Source organism: Microbacterium sp. P5_B6, from assembly GCF_056400345.1.
Genome location: NZ_JBFULL010000002.1, coordinates 170,495 through 186,360 on the forward strand (window position 1 = coordinate 170,495; position 15,866 = coordinate 186,360).

13 protein-coding genes are annotated in these 15,866 nt (G+C 70.2%); 10 read left to right on the plus strand and 3 right to left on the minus strand.

Annotation, left to right across the window (positions count from 1 at the left end; all coding sequences use genetic code 11):
- Positions 1-10 precede the first annotated feature (10 nt).
- The gene (mfd, locus tag AC1DP3_RS02490; RefSeq protein WP_477290963.1) at positions 11-3,622 is read left to right on the plus strand and encodes a transcription-repair coupling factor; all 3,612 of its coding nucleotides are present in this window, start codon (positions 11-13) and stop codon (positions 3,620-3,622) included.
- Between the two features lie 58 nt (positions 3,623-3,680).
- Complete coding sequence (locus AC1DP3_RS02495) at positions 3,681-4,280, plus strand: gamma carbonic anhydrase family protein (RefSeq protein ID WP_477290965.1); 600 nt, start codon at positions 3,681-3,683, stop codon at positions 4,278-4,280.
- Positions 4,281-4,289: 9 nt separating this feature from the next.
- Here AC1DP3_RS02495 and AC1DP3_RS02500 read toward each other — a convergent pair whose 3' ends face one another.
- Together AC1DP3_RS02500 and AC1DP3_RS02505 are read right to left on the minus strand one after the other, a co-directional pair.
- Positions 4,290-4,487: a hypothetical protein gene (locus AC1DP3_RS02500; protein WP_477290967.1), complete on the minus strand. Its 198-nt coding sequence runs from the start codon at positions 4,485-4,487 to the stop codon at positions 4,290-4,292.
- Between the two features lie 50 nt (positions 4,488-4,537).
- Complete coding sequence (locus AC1DP3_RS02505) at positions 4,538-7,213, minus strand: phosphoenolpyruvate carboxylase (RefSeq protein WP_477290969.1); 2,676 nt, start codon at positions 7,211-7,213, stop codon at positions 4,538-4,540.
- 81 nt (positions 7,214-7,294) lie between these two features.
- Between AC1DP3_RS02505 and AC1DP3_RS02510 the strand changes: the two genes are divergently transcribed.
- The 3 genes from AC1DP3_RS02510 to hisS are packed head-to-tail and all read left to right on the plus strand — an operon-like array spanning position 7,295 to position 10,415.
- Positions 7,295-8,464, plus strand: a complete 1,170-nt coding sequence (locus AC1DP3_RS02510) for a Na+/H+ antiporter NhaA (RefSeq protein WP_477290971.1) — start codon at positions 7,295-7,297, stop codon at positions 8,462-8,464.
- Positions 8,461-9,120 carry a MazG nucleotide pyrophosphohydrolase domain-containing protein gene (locus tag AC1DP3_RS02515; RefSeq protein ID WP_477290972.1) on the plus strand — a complete coding sequence of 220 codons (660 nt, stop codon included), beginning with the start codon at positions 8,461-8,463 and terminating at the stop codon, positions 9,118-9,120. Before AC1DP3_RS02510 ends, AC1DP3_RS02515 begins: the two co-directional genes overlap by 4 nt.
- Positions 9,121-9,158: 38 nt before the next feature.
- The gene (hisS, locus tag AC1DP3_RS02520; RefSeq protein ID WP_477291849.1) at positions 9,159-10,415 is read left to right on the plus strand and encodes a histidine--tRNA ligase; all 1,257 of its coding nucleotides are present in this window, start codon (positions 9,159-9,161) and stop codon (positions 10,413-10,415) included.
- Here the strand turns inward: hisS and AC1DP3_RS02525 are convergent.
- Positions 10,399-11,643, minus strand: coding sequence for an APC family permease (locus tag AC1DP3_RS02525; protein ID WP_477290974.1), 1,245 nt, complete (start codon positions 11,641-11,643; stop codon positions 10,399-10,401). The genes hisS and AC1DP3_RS02525 overlap by 17 nt on opposite strands.
- A gap of 82 nt (positions 11,644-11,725) precedes the next feature.
- Between AC1DP3_RS02525 and AC1DP3_RS02530 the strand changes: the two genes are divergently transcribed.
- The 5 genes from AC1DP3_RS02530 to AC1DP3_RS02550 all read left to right on the plus strand — a co-directional run bounded on the left by AC1DP3_RS02530 (position 11,726) and on the right by AC1DP3_RS02550 (position 15,839).
- Positions 11,726-12,082 (plus strand): GntR family transcriptional regulator, encoded by a 357-nt coding sequence (locus AC1DP3_RS02530; RefSeq protein ID WP_477290976.1) that lies wholly within the window; start codon positions 11,726-11,728, stop codon positions 12,080-12,082.
- On the plus strand, positions 12,072-13,085 hold the full coding sequence (locus AC1DP3_RS02535) for a DUF1648 domain-containing protein (RefSeq protein ID WP_477290978.1): 1,014 nt from the start codon (positions 12,072-12,074) through the stop codon (positions 13,083-13,085). Before AC1DP3_RS02530 ends, AC1DP3_RS02535 begins: the two co-directional genes overlap by 11 nt.
- A 79-nt stretch (positions 13,086-13,164) precedes the next feature.
- Positions 13,165-13,833 carry an O-methyltransferase gene (locus AC1DP3_RS02540; protein WP_477291851.1) on the plus strand — a complete coding sequence of 223 codons (669 nt, stop codon included), beginning with the start codon at positions 13,165-13,167 and terminating at the stop codon, positions 13,831-13,833.
- 77 nt (positions 13,834-13,910) lie between these two features.
- The gene (gene eno / locus AC1DP3_RS02545; protein ID WP_477290980.1) at positions 13,911-15,191 is read left to right on the plus strand and encodes a phosphopyruvate hydratase; all 1,281 of its coding nucleotides are present in this window, start codon (positions 13,911-13,913) and stop codon (positions 15,189-15,191) included.
- Between the two features lie 156 nt (positions 15,192-15,347).
- Entirely contained in the window at positions 15,348-15,839 is a 492-nt protein-coding gene (locus tag AC1DP3_RS02550) for an FtsB family cell division protein (RefSeq protein ID WP_477290982.1), read from the plus strand.
- Positions 15,840-15,866: the final 27 nt, after the last annotated feature.

The window sequence follows — 15,866 nt, forward strand, 5'->3', positions numbered from 1 at the left end:
GACTCTTCCGGTGACAGTTCCCGGGATCGTGCGCGCCCTCGAGCAGGCTGAATCGTTCCGGGATGCCGTGGCCGCGGCATCCGTCGATGCAGACTTCTCGCTCTCCGACGGGCTCGACGCCCCGCTTCTCGCCGCCTTGCTCGACCGACGGCGTGCCGCGAGCCGGCCGCCGGCGATCTTCGCGATCGCCCCGACCGGGCGCCGCGCCGAGTCCCTGGGCACGGCGCTGCAGGCGCTGGTGCCGGATGCGGAGATCATGCACTTCCCTGCGTGGGAGACGCTGCCGCACGAGCGATTGAGCCCGAGCCCCGAGACGGTAGGCCGCCGACTCGAGGTCCTGCGTCGCATCGCCGCCTGGTCGGGTGCGACGCCGCTCATCGTGACGTCGTCGGTGCGCGGCGCCCTGCAGCCCCTCGCCGCGGGCCTCGCCGACGTCGCCCCCATCGATCTGTCCGTGGGCGCCCGAGGATTCGACCTCGCCGAGGTGGCCATGAGGCTCGTCGAGCTTGCCTACCACCGTGTCGACATGGTCTCGCGTCGCGGAGAGTTCGCGCTCCGCGGCGGCATCCTCGATGTCTTCCCGCCGGTCGCCGATCACCCGTTCCGCGTCGAATTCTTCGGCGACGAGGTCGACCAGATCCGTGCCTTCTCGGTGGCCGATCAGCGGTCTCTGCCGGGCGACGTCGCAGACGTGGTCCTCGCGCCCAGTCGCGAGCTCCTTCTCACGGACGCCGTGCGCGGTCGCGCCCGGCAGCTCAAGGACGAGTTCCCCGGTCTTCGCGGCATGCTCGAGAAGATGGCCGAGGGCATCCCGGTCGAAGGCATGGAATCGCTCCTTCCCGCGCTGGTCGACGAGCTCGTCACGATCGTGGACTACCTTCCCGAGGGCTCGGCGGTCGCTCTCGCCGATCCGGAGCGCTCGGTGACGCGCGCCATCACGCTGGGCGACACGAACCGGGAGTTCCTCGAGGCCGCATGGAGCGCGGCGACCTCCGGTGCCAGCGCACCCATCGACCTCGGGGCCGGGGACTTCCTGACGCTGCCCCGCCTCCGTGAAGTGGCCGCCGAGCGTGGCGCCGTCTGGTGGACCCTCTCGGGCTTCGATTCCGGAGCAGCGGATGCCGCGGCCGAGGGGCTTCTCGACGACATCGATGTCGCCCTCCAGCGGTCGGCGGCCATCCGCGTGCCGGGAACAGCGGTGCCCGCCTTCCAGGGCAACGTCGACGGCGCGACCGCCCACGTCGCTCAGCTCCTCGCCGACGGCTGGCGCGTGGTGATCGCCGCATCCGGAGCGGGGCTCGTGGAGCGGTCGCGTGACGTGCTGGCCGAGCGGGGGATCGCGGCGCGCCGGGTCGACGCCGTGCCCGAGGCTCCCGAAGCCGGCGTGGCACACGTCGTCGCCGCCCTGCTCGAGCGTGGCTTCGAGGTTCCCGACGCCAAGCTCGCCGTGCTCACCGAGTCCGAGTTCTACGGACGGACCATCGGCGGCGACCAGCGGGTCGTCAAGAAGCTCGCGTCTCGTCGCAAGAACGTCGTCGACCCCCTCCAGCTGAAGACGGGCGATCTCGTCGTCCACGCCACGCACGGCATCGGCCGGTTCATCGAGCTGACTCAGCGCGAGGTGTCCAGCGGCGGGCGCAACGCCGTGAAGAGCATCCGGGAGTACCTGGTCCTCGAGTACGCGCCGTCCAAGCGGGGATACCCCGGCGACAAGCTCTACGTCCCGACCGATCAGCTCGACCTGCTGTCGAAGTACGTCGGCGGCGAGGCGCCGACTCTCTCGAAGATGGGCGGCAGCGACTGGGCTCAGGCCAAGGGGAAGGCCCGCAGGGCGGTACGTGACATCGCGGTCGAGCTCGTGAAGCTCTACTCGGCGCGCATGGCGGCGAAGGGCTACGCCTTCGGCCCCGACACGCCCTGGCAGCGCGAGCTCGAAGAGGCGTTCCCGTTCGCCGAGACGCCTGACCAGCTTCAGACCATCGACGAGATCAAGGCCGACATGGAGAAGCCGATCCCGATGGACCGGCTCCTGTCGGGCGACGTCGGATTCGGCAAGACCGAGGTCGCCGTACGCGCCGCGTTCAAGGCGATCCAGGACGGCAAGCAGGTGGCGATGCTGGTCCCGACGACCCTCCTCGTCAAGCAGCATCTCGAGACGTTCACCGAGCGCTTCGCGGGCTTCCCCGTGAAGGTCAAGGCGCTGTCGCGCTTCCAGACCGACAAGCAGGCGCGCGAAGTGCTGGCCGGCATCACCGACGGCACGGTCGACATGGTGATCGGGACGCACCGCATCCTCACCGAGAAGGTCCTGTTCAAAGACCTCGGGCTCATGATCATCGACGAGGAGCAGCGGTTCGGCGTCGAGCACAAGGACCAGCTGAAGAAGCTCAAGACCAACGTCGACATCCTGGCGATGAGCGCCACCCCGATCCCGCGCACGCTCGAGATGGCGGTGACCGGCATCCGCGAGATGTCGACGCTGCAGACGCCGCCCGAGGATCGGCACCCGATCCTGTCGTACGTGGGGCCTCGCAACGACAAGCAGATCGCCGCGGCGATCCGCCGGGAGCTGCTCCGCGAGGGCCAGGTGTTCTTCGTCCACAATCGGGTCCAGTCGATCCAGCGGGTGGCGGCCGACCTCGCCGAGCTCGTGCCCGAGGCGCGCATCGCGGTCGCGCACGGCCAGATGGGCGAGCACGCGCTGGAAGAGGTCGTGGACGCGTTCTGGGAGCGTCGCTCGGACGTGCTGGTGTGCACGACGATCGTCGAGACCGGCCTCGACATCTCCAATGCGAACACGATCATCATCGACCGGGCCGACAAGTACGGACTGTCCCAGCTGCATCAGCTGCGCGGGCGCGTCGGGCGTGCGCGCGAGCGCGCCTATGCCTACTTCCTCTACGACGAGCAGAAGCCCCTCTCCGAGACGGCGGCGGACCGGCTCGAGACCATCGCGGTCAACAACGACCTCGGCAGCGGCATGCAGGTCGCGCTGAAGGACCTCGAGCTGCGCGGCGCGGGAAACCTGCTCGGCGCGGAGCAGGCGGGTCATATCGCCGGTGTCGGGTTCGACCTCTACCTGCGCATGATCGGCGAGGCGGTGTCGGCGTTCCGCGGCGACGAGGTCGAGGACCAGACCGAGCTGCGGCTCGAGCTGCCTGTGCAGGCGCGCATCCCCGAGCATTACATCGACAGCGAACGGCTGCGCCTCGAGGCCTACCAGAAGCTCTCTGCGGCAGCTTCCGCAACCGCGAAGGACGATGCGCTGGATCTGGTGACCGAGGAGCTTCAGGATCGGTACGGCGAGCCGCCCGCCGACGTCGAAGGGCTCCTCGCCGTGGCCCGGCTGCGCCGCCGCGCCGCCCAGGCGGGGCTGTCCGACGTGGTGGCGATGGGACCGAATCTTCGGATCGCGCCCGCCAACCTGCCCGATTCGATGCGCGTGCGCCTCCAGCGCCTCTACCCGAAAGCCAAGCTCATGTCGGGCGGCGAGGCGGTGGTCGTCCCGCTCCCGACGGCCGACGGTGAGCGGATCCCGGATGCCGGCCTCGTCGAGTGGGTGGCCCAGCTGCTCGATCAGCTGTGGCCGATCAAGGAGCAGGCCCCGCAGCCCGCAGCGTGAGGGCTCGTGCCGGCGAGCCCTCCCCGCGCTACGCTGGCGCTGATTCGAGGGAGCAGCCGTGAGATTCGAGCACCTCGGGGCCAGTCCCCGCGTCCATCCCCAAGCCGTCGTCGCGCCGACCGCCGTCATCAGCGGCGATGTCGTGATCGGGCCAGGGTGCCAGATCCTGCACGGCGCCGTCATCACCGCCGAGGGTGGAGTCATCACGCTCGGCGAGAACGTGATCGTCATGGAGAACGCGCTCATCCGCGCGACGAGCGCGAACCCGGTGCATATCGGCGACCACGTCCTGGTCGGCCCCATGGCGAGTGTGAGCGGCGCGACGGTCTCCGACGAGGTCTTCCTCGCCACCGGAACCCGCGTGTTCAACGGTGCGAAGATCGGCCGGCGCAGCGAAGTGCGCATCAACGCGGTCGTCCATCTCCGGACGGTCCTCGCGCCCGAGACGGTCGTCCCGATCGGATGGGTGGCGGTCGGCGACCCGGTGCAGCTGCTCTCACCCGACCGGCACGAAGAGATCTGGGCCGCGCAGCACGAGCTCGACTTCCCGGGCTACGTGTTCGGGCTCGACCGCGACACGCCAGACCTCATGGTGCAGCTCACCGAGCGCTACGGCAGGGGACTCTCACGTCATGCCCAGGACCGCCGCCTGGAGTGACGGCATCCGTCAGTTCCAGCGCGAACCGCAGTCCTGACAGCGGAATTCCACCTCGAAGGCGACCTCGGCCCCGCGCAGCTCGTCGCCGCGATCAAGCTCCACGACGAACCAGTCCGGCTCGACCGTCCGCACCTGCAGCGAGGCGCAGACGGGACACGTCTCCACGGCCACCGCACCGGCGGCGCCATCACTCCACGTCCTGACCATGCGGCCCACGGTACGCCGGGGTCACGACAGGACGCGGAGCGACTCGCGTGTCACCCGGTGTTCTGCAGGCCGGCCGCGACCCCGCTGACGGACAGGAGCAGAAGCCGCTGCAGGTCGGGATCCGCCGGTGCACCGCTCGCCGCCGCATCTCGGAGTCCGCGCAGTGCGCGCAGCTGCAAGAACGAGAGCGCGTCGACGTACGGGCTGCGGAGCTTCACCGCACGCTGCAGGACCGGACGGTTCTCGAGCAGCTCGCCGCCGCCTGCCACGCGGGTCACCCAGGAGTGGGTCAGGGCGAGCTCGTCCATCACGATGGCCGCGAGGTCCTCGCGGTCGCCGAGATCGAGGTAGCGGCGCGCAATGCGGGCGTCCGCCTTCGCGAGGCTCATCGCGACGTTGTCGATCATGGTGCGGAACAGCGGCCACTCGTCGTACGCGCGGCGGGCGAGCTCTTCGTCGCCCACGGCCTCGAGGGCCGAGCCGAGACCGAACCAGCCCGCGAGGTTGATGCGCGCCTGGCTCCACGCGAACACCCACGGGATCGCCCGGAGGTCCTCGAGTGACTCGACCGACAGCCCGCGGCGCGCGGGTCGCGATCCGAGCGCGAGCAGGCCGATCTCCTCCATGGGCGTGACCTGCGCGAACCAGGGTGCGAATCCGGGGGCCTTCACCAGCGAGAAGAACCGCTCGCGGGATGCCGCATCCATCACCGCCGCCGCCTCCGCGTATCGGGACGCCGCGTCGTGATTGCGCCGCTCGTTCGAAGGCGCGGATGCCAGCAGCACCGCCGCGGCGACCTGGTCGATGTGGCGCATCGCGATCGCGGGGTCGCCGTAGCGGGCGAAGATCACCTCGCCCTGCTCGGTCAGCTTGAAGCGTCCGTCGACCGACTGCGGGGCTTGGGCGAGCACGGCCGTGTTGGCGGGACCGCCGCCTCGACCGAGCGCTCCGCCTCGACCGTGGAACAGCGTGAGCTCGATCTCGTTCTCGGTGGCCCATGCCGCGATGGCGGCTTGCGCCTCATAGAGGGCCAGGGTGGCGGCCACGGGGCCCACGTCCTTGGACGAGTCGGAGTAGCCGAGCATCACCTCGAACCGTCGCCCGGTCTGCTCGAGGCGCTGACGGAACTCCGGGTGCTCGATCGCCTCCGCGAGGATCCTCGGCGCGGCCTGCAGGTCGGCGAACGTCTCGAAGAGCGGGATGACATCCAGCACAGGGGCGGGTGCGCCGCCCTCGGCGGCGTACGCGGCGAGACGGTGGACGGCGACCAGGTCGTCGGCGGATCGCGTGAACGACACGATGTAGCGGCCGGCCGCGCGCGGCCCCAGCTTCTGCTGGATCGCGACGATGCTGCGGAACACCTCGAGGACCTCGAGGGTCTGCTCGTTGCGCGGCCCACCGGCTTCGAGGTCGGCGAGCGCCTTCGCGTGCACGGCCGAGTGCTGCCGCACTTCGAGTTCGGTGAGGTGGAAGCCGAACGTCTCCACCTGCCAGATCAGCTGCTGGAGGTGCCCGTACGCCTGGCGAGGCGCCGGCGCCTGGGCGAGCGATTCCTGCACGGTCCGGAGGTCGGCGAGCAGGTCCTCGGCGCGCGCGTACGGGATCGAGGGGTCTGCGGAGCGCGTCGCGGCGATCTTGCGCGTGATGAGCAGCATCGCGCGGCGGTGCGGCTCGTTCGGAGACCGCTTCGCGATCTCGGCCGCCGCGGCCTGGTCGGGGTGCACGAGCGCGTCGAGCAGCGCGAGGAGCGCCGGGCTCGGGGGAGTGGTGGCGGCATCCAGCGTGAGCGTGCGCCCGATGCGGCTCGCGGTGCGCTCGAGACCGATGAGGATGTGCTCGCTCGCGATCGCGGCAGCCTTGCGCGTAGTGGAGGCCGTGACGAACGGGTTGCCGTCGCGGTCGCCGCCCACCCAGGATCCGACCCGCACGAACGGGCGCACGATCGGCGCGCGGGAGCCTGCCGCAGGACCCTGCAGCGCGTCGTCCAGGCGCCGGTACACGTGCGGGATCGCGGTGTACAGGGTCTCGTCGAACACCTCCATGATCGAGCGGACCTCATCGGTGGGGGACGGCTTCTCGGCCCGCAGGGGCGCCGTGCGCCACAGGGTGTCGATCTCCTCGACCATGCGGCGCTCGGTGCGGCGCTCGTCGGCTCCGTTGCGCAGGGCGGTGTCGTACTCGTCGAGAAGGTTCGCCAGGCGACGGATGCTGCGCGAGACCGCACTGCGGCGGGCCTCGGTGGGGTGCGCGGTGAAGACCGGATGGAAGCGCAGCGCCTGCAGGCGCTTGAGCGCCGTGTCGTCCCCGACCTCGGTCGCGAGCATGACGAAGGCGGCAGCGACCGAGTCGGCGGCGCTCTCCTTCTCGGGGCGGCCGTCGCGCTCGCGGAGCACCCGCACGCGCTGGTGCTCCTCGATGAGGTTGATCAGGTGGAAGTACACCGTGAACGCTCGGGCGACTTCGTCCGCGCGCTCCACGGTGAAGGAGTCGGCGATGCGAGCGGCCCGCTCGAACGCCTCCGGCGTCTCGTCGGTGTAGGCCTGGATGGTAGCGGCGCGGAGCGCCTCGACGTCGTCGAAGAGGCCGGGGGAGCCGCTCTCGCGAAGCACGCGTCCGAGGAGACCTCCCAAGCGGCGCACGTCGCCGCGCATCCTCTCGGGGATCTCCTGGCCGGCTTCGAAGCGTCCGACGAGATCGATGGCCTCGGTCCTGGTGAGTTCGGGCATGGGTTCAACGGTAACGCCGCGGTGTTTCCCCCTCGTGTCGTGTGACACGGCAGGATGGAGTGCGATGCCCTCGGAGGTTCTGTGAAGCTGCTGCGCTCTGCCCGGTTCCCGGCGCTCCTTCTGCTCATCGCTGCGGCGGCGGGTCTGATCGTCGCCAACTCACCCGCGGGGCATGAGGTGATCGAGTTCGCGCACACCCACGTCGTCGTCCCGGGCACCGGGATCGACCTGTCGCTCACGCACTGGGTGTCTGACGGACTGCTCGTGCTGTTCTTCTTCATCGTCTCGGTGGAACTGCAGTTCGAGCTCACCCGGGGAGAACTGCGAAGCGCGCGCACGGCGGCGGTCCCTGCCCTCGCCGCCGCAGGCGGTGTGGTCGTGCCCATCGCCGTCTACCTGCTGATCACCGCGGGGAGCGGGTTGCAGGAGGGCTGGCCCATCCCCACCGCGACCGACATCGCCTTCGCGCTCGGCGTCCTCGCCGTGTTCGGCCGCGGTCTTCCTTCCGGCATCCGCATCTTCCTGCTGGCGCTCGCGATCATCGACGATGTCGTCGGAATCGTCTTCATCGCGGTGCTGTTCGCCACGGACCTCGACTACGGGATGCTGGCGGCGGGCCTCGTGACGACGGCGGTGTTCGGCATCCTGAGCAGGCTCCTCCACTTCCGAGCTCGGCCCTGGATCATCGCCGCGCTGGTCGTGCTGGCCGTCGCCACGTGGGCGTTCATCCTGCTGTCGGGCGTGCACGCGACGATCGCCGGTGTCCTCCTCGGTCTCGCGATGGCTCAGACGCCCGCGCTCGTCACGCGTCACGCGATGGAGCCCTGGGTGAACGCCGTCATCCTTCCGCTGTTCGCGTTCACCGCGGCGCTCGTGGTGATCCCCTCCGCCGGCGACGGTCTCTCCCCGGTCTTCTGGGGCATCCTGCTGGCGCTCCCGGTCGGGAAGCTGATCGGCATCACCGGTGCGGGGTGGCTCGGCCAGCGGATCTTCGCACGGTCCGGTGGCCAGCCCACCCTGGCATTGGGCGACCTGACGGCGATCGGTGCGCTCGGCGGCATCGGATTCACGGTCTCGCTCCTGCTGGCCAACCTCGCCTTCGCGACGCAGCCGCTCGTCCGCGACGAGGCGATCCTCGGCGTGCTGTCGGGATCGCTCATCTCGGCCGCGCTCGCCGTGGTCCTCGTCGCCGTCCGGGTGCGCCACCATCGCCGGGCCGGCACTGCGGTCGAGGAGGGCGTGTCGTCATGACCGATCCGCTCCGGGACGCCGCTGACACGATGCGGACCGTGCGTGATCGCTGCGTCTGGACGCAGCAGATCGATCACCGGGCCCTCGTCCCGTATCTCGTCGAAGAGAGTGCAGAGCTGATGGATGCCGTCGAGGACGGCACGCGAGACGATCTGCGCGAAGAGCTCGGCGACCTGCTCTGGCAGGTCCTGTTCCACGCCGAGATCGCCTCGCGCGACCCGGACGACCCGTTCGACATCGACGATGTCGCCCGCGGACTCACCGACAAGATGGTGCGACGGCATCCGCACGTCTTCGCCGGCGCTGTCGCGACCACCCCCGAAGAGGTGCTGGTGCACTGGAACGCGGCGAAGGCCGCCGAGAAGCAGGCCCGGACGAGCGTGCTCGACGGGGTGTCGCACCGGATGCCGTCACTCGCGCTCGCCCAGAAGCTCGTCGGCAAGGCGGGAGCCGTCGGCGTCGAGCCGGTCACCCGCTCCGAAGCCGGCGGTGCGGAGACGGTCCCTACGACCGAGGCGGCACTCGGCGACGCGCTTCTCGCCCTCGTCGCGCTCGCGCGCACCAACGGCTGGGACGCCGAGCGCGCGCTCCGGGAGCGCCTGCGCCTGCTCGAGCGCGGCATCCGGACGGCTGAGGGCGGGTCCTCGGCGACCTGAAAGAATGGAGCGTGCCCTCCGTCAATCCGCCGCGCGGCATGCGCGACTTCCTCCCCGCCGACAAAGCCCGCCGCGAGCGGGTGCTCTCCGTCATCCGCGAGCGCTACCGCGCCCACGGCTTCGACGAGATCGAGACTCCGGTCGTCGAGGAGTACGAGCGGCTGCACGCCGGCATCGGCGGCGACAACGAGAAGCTCGCCTTCAACATCCTCAAGCGCGGGCTCGACGCCGACGCGGTCCGTGGGGCGGCCGAGGATCAGTCGGCGCTGACCGACCTGGGACTGCGCTACGACCTGACGGTTCCGCTGGCCCGGTTCTACGCGACGCACCGCGCCGAGCTGCCGAGCGTCTTCCGCTCGATTCAGATCGCGCCCGTGTGGCGTGCGGAGCGCCCGCAGAAGGGCCGCTACCGCCAGTTCGTGCAGTGCGACATCGACATCATCGGGGATGCTTCCGCCCGCGCGGAGGCGGAGCTCATCGCCGCGACGCTCGACACCGTGGACGCGCTCGGCCTCGAGGGCGGCGCCGTGCGCATCAACGACCGTCGGGCGCTGGACTGGATGCTGGACAGCTTCGGATTCACCGCCGATGAGCGTCCGAGCGTCCTCATCACGATCGACAAGCTCGACAAGATCGGCCCCGACGGGGTGGCGGCCGAGCTGCGCGACAGAGGAGCGACTCCCACCGCGGTCGACGCCTTCGCGGCGTTCCTCGTCCGCCCGGTCACGCTCGAGTACAACCCGTTCGGCGAGCGTCAGATCCGCAAGGCGCTGCCGGAAGGGGCGCCCGAGGAAGTCGTCGCGCACCTCGTGGGCATCGGCGAGGCCGTCGCCGCGTCGCGCGGGGCGATCGATGTGCCGCTGCTGTTCGACCCGTTCCTCGTGCGCGGCATGGGCTACTACACCGGCACGATCTTCGAGCTCGCTCACCCCTCCGTCGCGTATTCGCTCGGCGGGGGAGGCCGCTACGACGGCATGATCGGCCGCTTCCTCGGCCAGGAGGTTCCGGCCGTGGGATTCTCGATCGGCTTCGAGCGGATCGTCGACCTCGTCGAGGCGGAAGAGCGCGGGAGCGCGGCATCCGTGGTCCTCGTGCACGACCGCGATGTGCCGGTCAGCGAACTGCTGGCCCTGAAGTCCGGGCTGCTGGCCGAGGGATCACGAGTTCGCCTCGAGCAGCGCACGAAGAACCTCAAGGCGCTCCTGGAGCGTGCGGCGGCCGACGGCTACACCGCATTCGCGACCGTTTCCGCCGGTGCCACCCGCGAGGGCCTGGAGCTCAAGCAGCTCTCCTGACGCGAAGCACGACGATCCGGTAGATGACTCCGAGTGCCAGCATCCCGGCGCCCGCGAGAGCGCTCGACCAGGGGAGGGTCGCGCACAGGACGACGCATCCGACGCCGCCAACGATCGGGAGCGCGCGCGGATACCGCCGAACCTCGGCGCGCTGGCGCAACGCCGCCGCATTCGCGATCAGGTAATAGACCAGCACCCCGAACGAGGAGAAGCCGATCGCGCCCCGCAGGTCGATCAGCGCGACGAGGACGATCACCACGATGCCCAGCGTCACCTCGGCGCGATGCGGGACATGCCAGCGCGGATGCACCGCGGCCAGGAAGCGCGGCAGATCCCCCTCCCGGGCCATCGCGAAGGACGTGCGTCCGACGCCGGCGATGAGGGCGAGAAGCGCCCCCAGCGAGGCCGCCGCGGCGCCGATGCGCACGACGGGCTCCGCCCAGGCCCACCCGGATGCCGCCACCACGTCGGCGACCGGCTCGGCGGAGCCGGCCGTCGCCTCGGGGCCGAGCGTCGAGAGCACCGCGAACGAGACCGCGGCGTAGACGAGCAGTGCGCCGAGGAAGGCGAGGAGGATCGCACGGGGGATCGTCCGAGCCGGATCCCGGACCTCCTCGCCCATCGTGGCGATCCGCGCGTAGCCGGCGAACGCGAAGAACAGCAGCCCCGCCGACTGCAGGATGCCGTACCACCCGCCGGACGACAGGTGTGCCGGCGCCAGCCACCCCACCGCGTCCGGAGCCGCACCGGCCGCAGCCACCGCGATGGCGAGCGTCAGCAGTACGACGACGACGACGATTCGCGTGAGCTGTGCGGTGCGGGTGACTCCGAACCAGTTCACCGCCACGAGCGCCGCGACCGCGGCAATCGCGACCGCGCGCTCCCAGCCCGCCGGAGCCGCGTAGGCCGCGAAGGTGAGGGCCATCGCGGCGCAGCTCGCGGTCTTCCCGATCACGAAGCCCCATCCGGCGACGAATCCCCACCAGGGTCCGAGCTCTGCGCGTCCGTACGCGTAGGTGCCGCCCGAGGTGGGGTGCACGGCGGCGAGCTGCGCCGATGACGTCGCATTGCCGAAGGCGACGATCGCCGCGATGACCAGCCCGACGAGCAGTCCCGTCCCGGCCGCGGCTGCCGCGGGGCCCCACACCGAGAAGACGCCGGCACCGATCATGGAGCCCAGCCCGATGAAGACGGCGTCACCGAGGCCGAGCCGGCGTGCGAGTGTCACCCTTCGAACCTAGCGACCGTTGCCGCGATGCCTCGCCCGGAGTGGACCGCCGAAAGTGTTCTACTTGTTATAGAATCATTCCGTGCTCATCCGACTCGACCCGCAGAGCGATTCTGCGATCTTCGCGCAGATCGCAGCGTCGGTCCGCGCCGACCTGGCGGCCCGCCGGCTCCGCCCCGGCGATCGCCTCCCCGCCGCGCGCGGTGTGGCAGCGGCACTGGGCGTCAACCTGCACACCGTCCTGCGCGCCTATCAGGAGCTGCGCGATGAGGGTCTCGTCGACATGCGCCGCGGAAGGGGGGCGACGGTGACGGATGCCGCGTCCCCTCTCGCCGACTTGCACGACGACATCGTCGCGCTCGCGGAGAAGGCTCATCGCCTGGGACTGTCCTCCGAAACCCTCGCCTCACTCGTCAAGGAGACCGCTGATGGCCGCTGATCGTTCACCCGCTCTTCGTCGTTTCGTCCTCGTCTCGGTCGTTTTGCCGGCCGTCATCACGTTGATCGCCATCGTCCTGCAGCTCGTCGCCCTGCCGCAGTCTCCCGATCCGGTGGCCGTGCACTGGAACGCTCAGGGGATCGCTGACGGGTTCGCCTCACCCTGGCTCTACCCGCTGATGACGCTGCTCACCGCAGGCGCTCTGCCCCTTCTGCTCTCTCTCGCGAGCCTTCCGGGGCTGCGCCGCGGCGACGCCGGGCCGACCTATCGCTTCATGGGCGCGACGGCTCTCGGGCTGAGTGCGTTCACTGCCGTGCTGCTCACCTGGTCGCTTCTCATGCAGGCGGGTCTGAGCGACGCGGCGGCGGCGCCGACCGTGTGGCCGGCACTCCTCGCGGGGCTCCTGGCGGGCGCGATCGGGGGAGTGGGCGGGTGGTTCATCCAGCCGCATGTCGCTCAGTCCGAGCCGACTGCCCTTCGGGCCGAGCCGCTCTCGCTTCGTCCCGGCGAGCGCGCGGTGTGGATGCGCACGACCTCGATCGGCCGAGGTGCCGGCGTCGGCATCGTCCTCGCCACCCTCGCCGTCGTCGTGGCGGCGGTCGTGGGGTACCTCTCCGGGGCGCCCGCCGCCACGGTGTGGCTCCTCGCGGGTGTCGCCGCCGTGATGGTCGTCCTGTCTGCGACCACCCTCGCGTTCCACGTCCGGGTCGATGAGTCCGGACTGGAGGCGCGGTCCGTCCTCGGGCTGCCCCGCTTCCGTGTGCCGCTCGCACAGGTCACCGGCGTCGCCGCGGTGCAGGTGAACCCGGTCGGCGAGTTCGGCGGCTGGGGCATCCGTCTCGTCCCCGGCAGATTCGGCATCGTGATGCGCACCGGCCAGGCGATCGAGGTGCGGCGAGAGAGCGGCCGGCGCTTCGTGGTGACCGTCGACGACGCCGCTACGGGCGCCGCACTGCTGGAGGCGCTCGCCGAGCGCGCACGGCAGCGCGCCAGCGCGGGCTGACTCCGCCGCCCCGCGCATTTCGACGCGCCGGGGAGCGACCGGTCTTGACGAGCGCAACGAGCCCCGGTTGGCTGAAGCCATGGTCGACCCGACACCCGATGCGTGGAAACGCGTCGACGCGTACTTCGCCGCGACTCTCATCGAGCCCGATCCCACGCTGGACGCAGCCGTCGCGGAGCAGCGGGTGGCGGGGCTGCCGGCGATCGAGGTGGCGCCGGTCAACGGCAAGCTGCTCCACCTGCTCGCACGGATGTCCGGTGCGCGCCGGGTGCTCGAGATCGGGACGCTCGGCGCCTACTCGACGATCTGGCTTGCGCGCGGCATCCCGGATGACGGAACGGTCGTCTCGATCGAAGCGGAGCCCCGGAACGCCGAAGTGGCTCGGGCGAACCTCGATCGAGCCGGAGTCGGCGACAAGGTCGAAGTGCGCATCGGCCGGGCGGCGGAGGTGCTGCCGACGCTCGTCGACGAGCCGCCGTTCGACCTCGTCTTCATCGATGCCGACAAAGAGTCCAATGCCATCTACCTGGACTGGGCGGCCACGCTCGGCCGGCCCGGCACGGTCGTGGTGGTCGACAACGTCGGTCGCGGAGGACGTGTGGCCGACCCTGCGACGGTCGACCCGCAGGTCATCGGGACCCAGCGCGGTCTCGAGCTCCTCGGCCGCGATCCCCGGTTCGACGCCACCGCGATCCAGACTCTCGACGCGAAGGGCTGGGACGGAGTGGCCATCGCGCTGGTTGTGTGACAGCGCTCATCACTAGACTCGCAAACGGACCGACGACGCTCCGTGATCCGCCCCCTCCACGAAACAAGGAGTCCTCAGTGGCACTTATCGAGGCAGTCAACGCTCGCGAAATCCTCGACTCGCGCGGCAACCCGACGGTCGAAGTGGAGGTGCTCCTCGACGACGGAACCGTTCAGCGCGCTGCCGTTCCTTCGGGCGCATCCACCGGCGCGTTCGAAGCGTACGAGCTCCGCGACGGCGACAAGTCCCGCTACGGCGGCAAGGGCGTGCTCAAGGCCGTCACGTCGGTCATCGACGAGCTCGGCCCGGCGATCGAGGGTGTCGAGGCGAGCGAGCAGCGCATCGTCGACGAGATCCTGATCGAGACCGACGGCACCGAGAACAAGTCGCGCGTGGGCGCGAACGCCATCCTCGGCGTCTCGCTCGCCGTCGCGAAGGCGGCGGCCGACTCGGCTGATCTGCCGCTGTTCCGCTACCTCGGCGGCCCCAACGCCCACATCCTGCCGATCCCGCTCTTCAACGTGATCAACGGCGGATCGCATGCCGACAACGGCATCGACTGCCAGGAGTTCTTCCTCGCGCCGATCGGAGCGTCGAGCTTCGCCGAGGCCCTTCGATGGGGCGCGCAGACATACCACGTGCTTCACAGCGAGCTCAAGGCGGCGGGCTACTCGACCGGCCTGGGCGACGAGGGCGGTTTCGCACCCGACCTCAAGAGCAACCGCGAGGGGCTCGACTTCCTCGTCAAGGCGATCGAGAAGGCCGGCTTCACCGTTGGCACCGACATCGCACTGGGCATGGACGTCGCGGCGACCGAGTTCTACAACGACGGTGTGTACCGGTTCGACAACAAGGACTGGTCGGCGGAGCAGCTGACGGACTACTACGTGGAGCTCGTCGATGCGTACCCGATCGTCACGATCGAGGACCCGCTCGACGAGGACTCGTGGGACGACTGGAAGCACCTCACCGAGAAGCTCGGCGGCAAGATCCAGATCGTCGGCGACGATCTCTTCGTCACCAACCCCGCGCGCCTGAGCAAGGGCATCGAGTTGGGTGTCGGGAATTCTCTGCTGGTGAAGGTCAACCAGATCGGCACGCTCTCCGAGACCCTGGACGCTGTCGATGTCGCGCACCGTGCCGGCTACACCACGATGTTCTCGCACCGTTCCGGCGAGACCGAAGACACGACCATCGCCGACCTGGTCGTCGCCGTCAACTCGGGTCAGATCAAGAGCGGCGCGCCCGCTCGAAGCGAGCGCGTCGCGAAATACAATCAGCTTCTGCGCATCGAGGAAGAGCTGGGCGACGCGGCTGAGTTCATCGGCCGCCGGGCCTTCCCGCGCTTCAAGGGCTGATCAGATGTTCGACCACCACGCTGCGTAGCAGCGTGCAAGAGAGGGGGAGCCGTGACGGATGGAACGGCTCCCCCTTCTCATGCGCGCCGGCCGGTGCGACCACCCCGCGCCGAGCGCGCCCCACGCCCTCCGCGCCGCGCCGCCGGACAGGTCGACGTGCGTGCGTGGCTGGGCGGCATCCGGCTCTCAGGCTTCATGGTCATCATGCTCGGCCTCGTCGTGCTCGCGGCCTTCGTGCTGGTGCCGACCATCGGCACCTACGTCGACCAGCGGCAGCAGATCGCAGCGCTGGTCGCGGCCGTCGAGGTCACCCAGGATCAGGTCGAGGACCTCGAGGCCCAGCGCGAGCGCTGGAACGATCCGGCGTACATCATGACGCAGGCGCGCGAGCGCCTGTACTACGTCAAGCCCGGCGAGGTCCCGTACCTCGTGGTGGACGACCTTCCGGCGGCACAGGTGCCGCAGGAGGAGGCTCCGGTGAGCGATGACGTCCAGGAGACGCGCACCGACTGGATGTCGCAAGTGGTGCGCTCGGTCACCGAGGCGGGCCTCGCCCAGATGGTGCGGGCGCCGTCGATCGGCGTGCCGGACGAGTCTCCGAGCCGATCGCCCGGGCAGTCACCCGATGAGTCGCCGGCGGCCGGCTGATCCAGCCCCGTCCCAGCGACCGGCGGT

What these genes read in the sequence shown, in the direction of transcription:
- AC1DP3_RS02515 (WP_477290972.1), top strand. Translation starts at nt 8,461, where the DNA reads ATGACCGATCCGCTCCGGGACGCCGCTGACACGATGCGGACCGTGCGT.
- AC1DP3_RS02535 (WP_477290978.1), top strand. Translation starts at nt 12,072, where the DNA reads ATGGCCGCTGATCGTTCACCCGCTCTTCGTCGTTTCGTCCTCGTCTCG.
- AC1DP3_RS02540 (WP_477291851.1), top strand. Translation starts at nt 13,165, where the DNA reads ATGGTCGACCCGACACCCGATGCGTGGAAACGCGTCGACGCGTACTTC.
- AC1DP3_RS02500 (WP_477290967.1), bottom strand. Translation starts at nt 4,487, where the DNA reads ATGGTCAGGACGTGGAGTGATGGCGCCGCCGGTGCGGTGGCCGTGGAG.
- hisS (WP_477291849.1), top strand. Translation starts at nt 9,159, where the DNA reads ATGCGCGACTTCCTCCCCGCCGACAAAGCCCGCCGCGAGCGGGTGCTC.
- AC1DP3_RS02505 (WP_477290969.1), bottom strand. Translation starts at nt 7,213, where the DNA reads ATGCCCGAACTCACCAGGACCGAGGCCATCGATCTCGTCGGACGCTTC.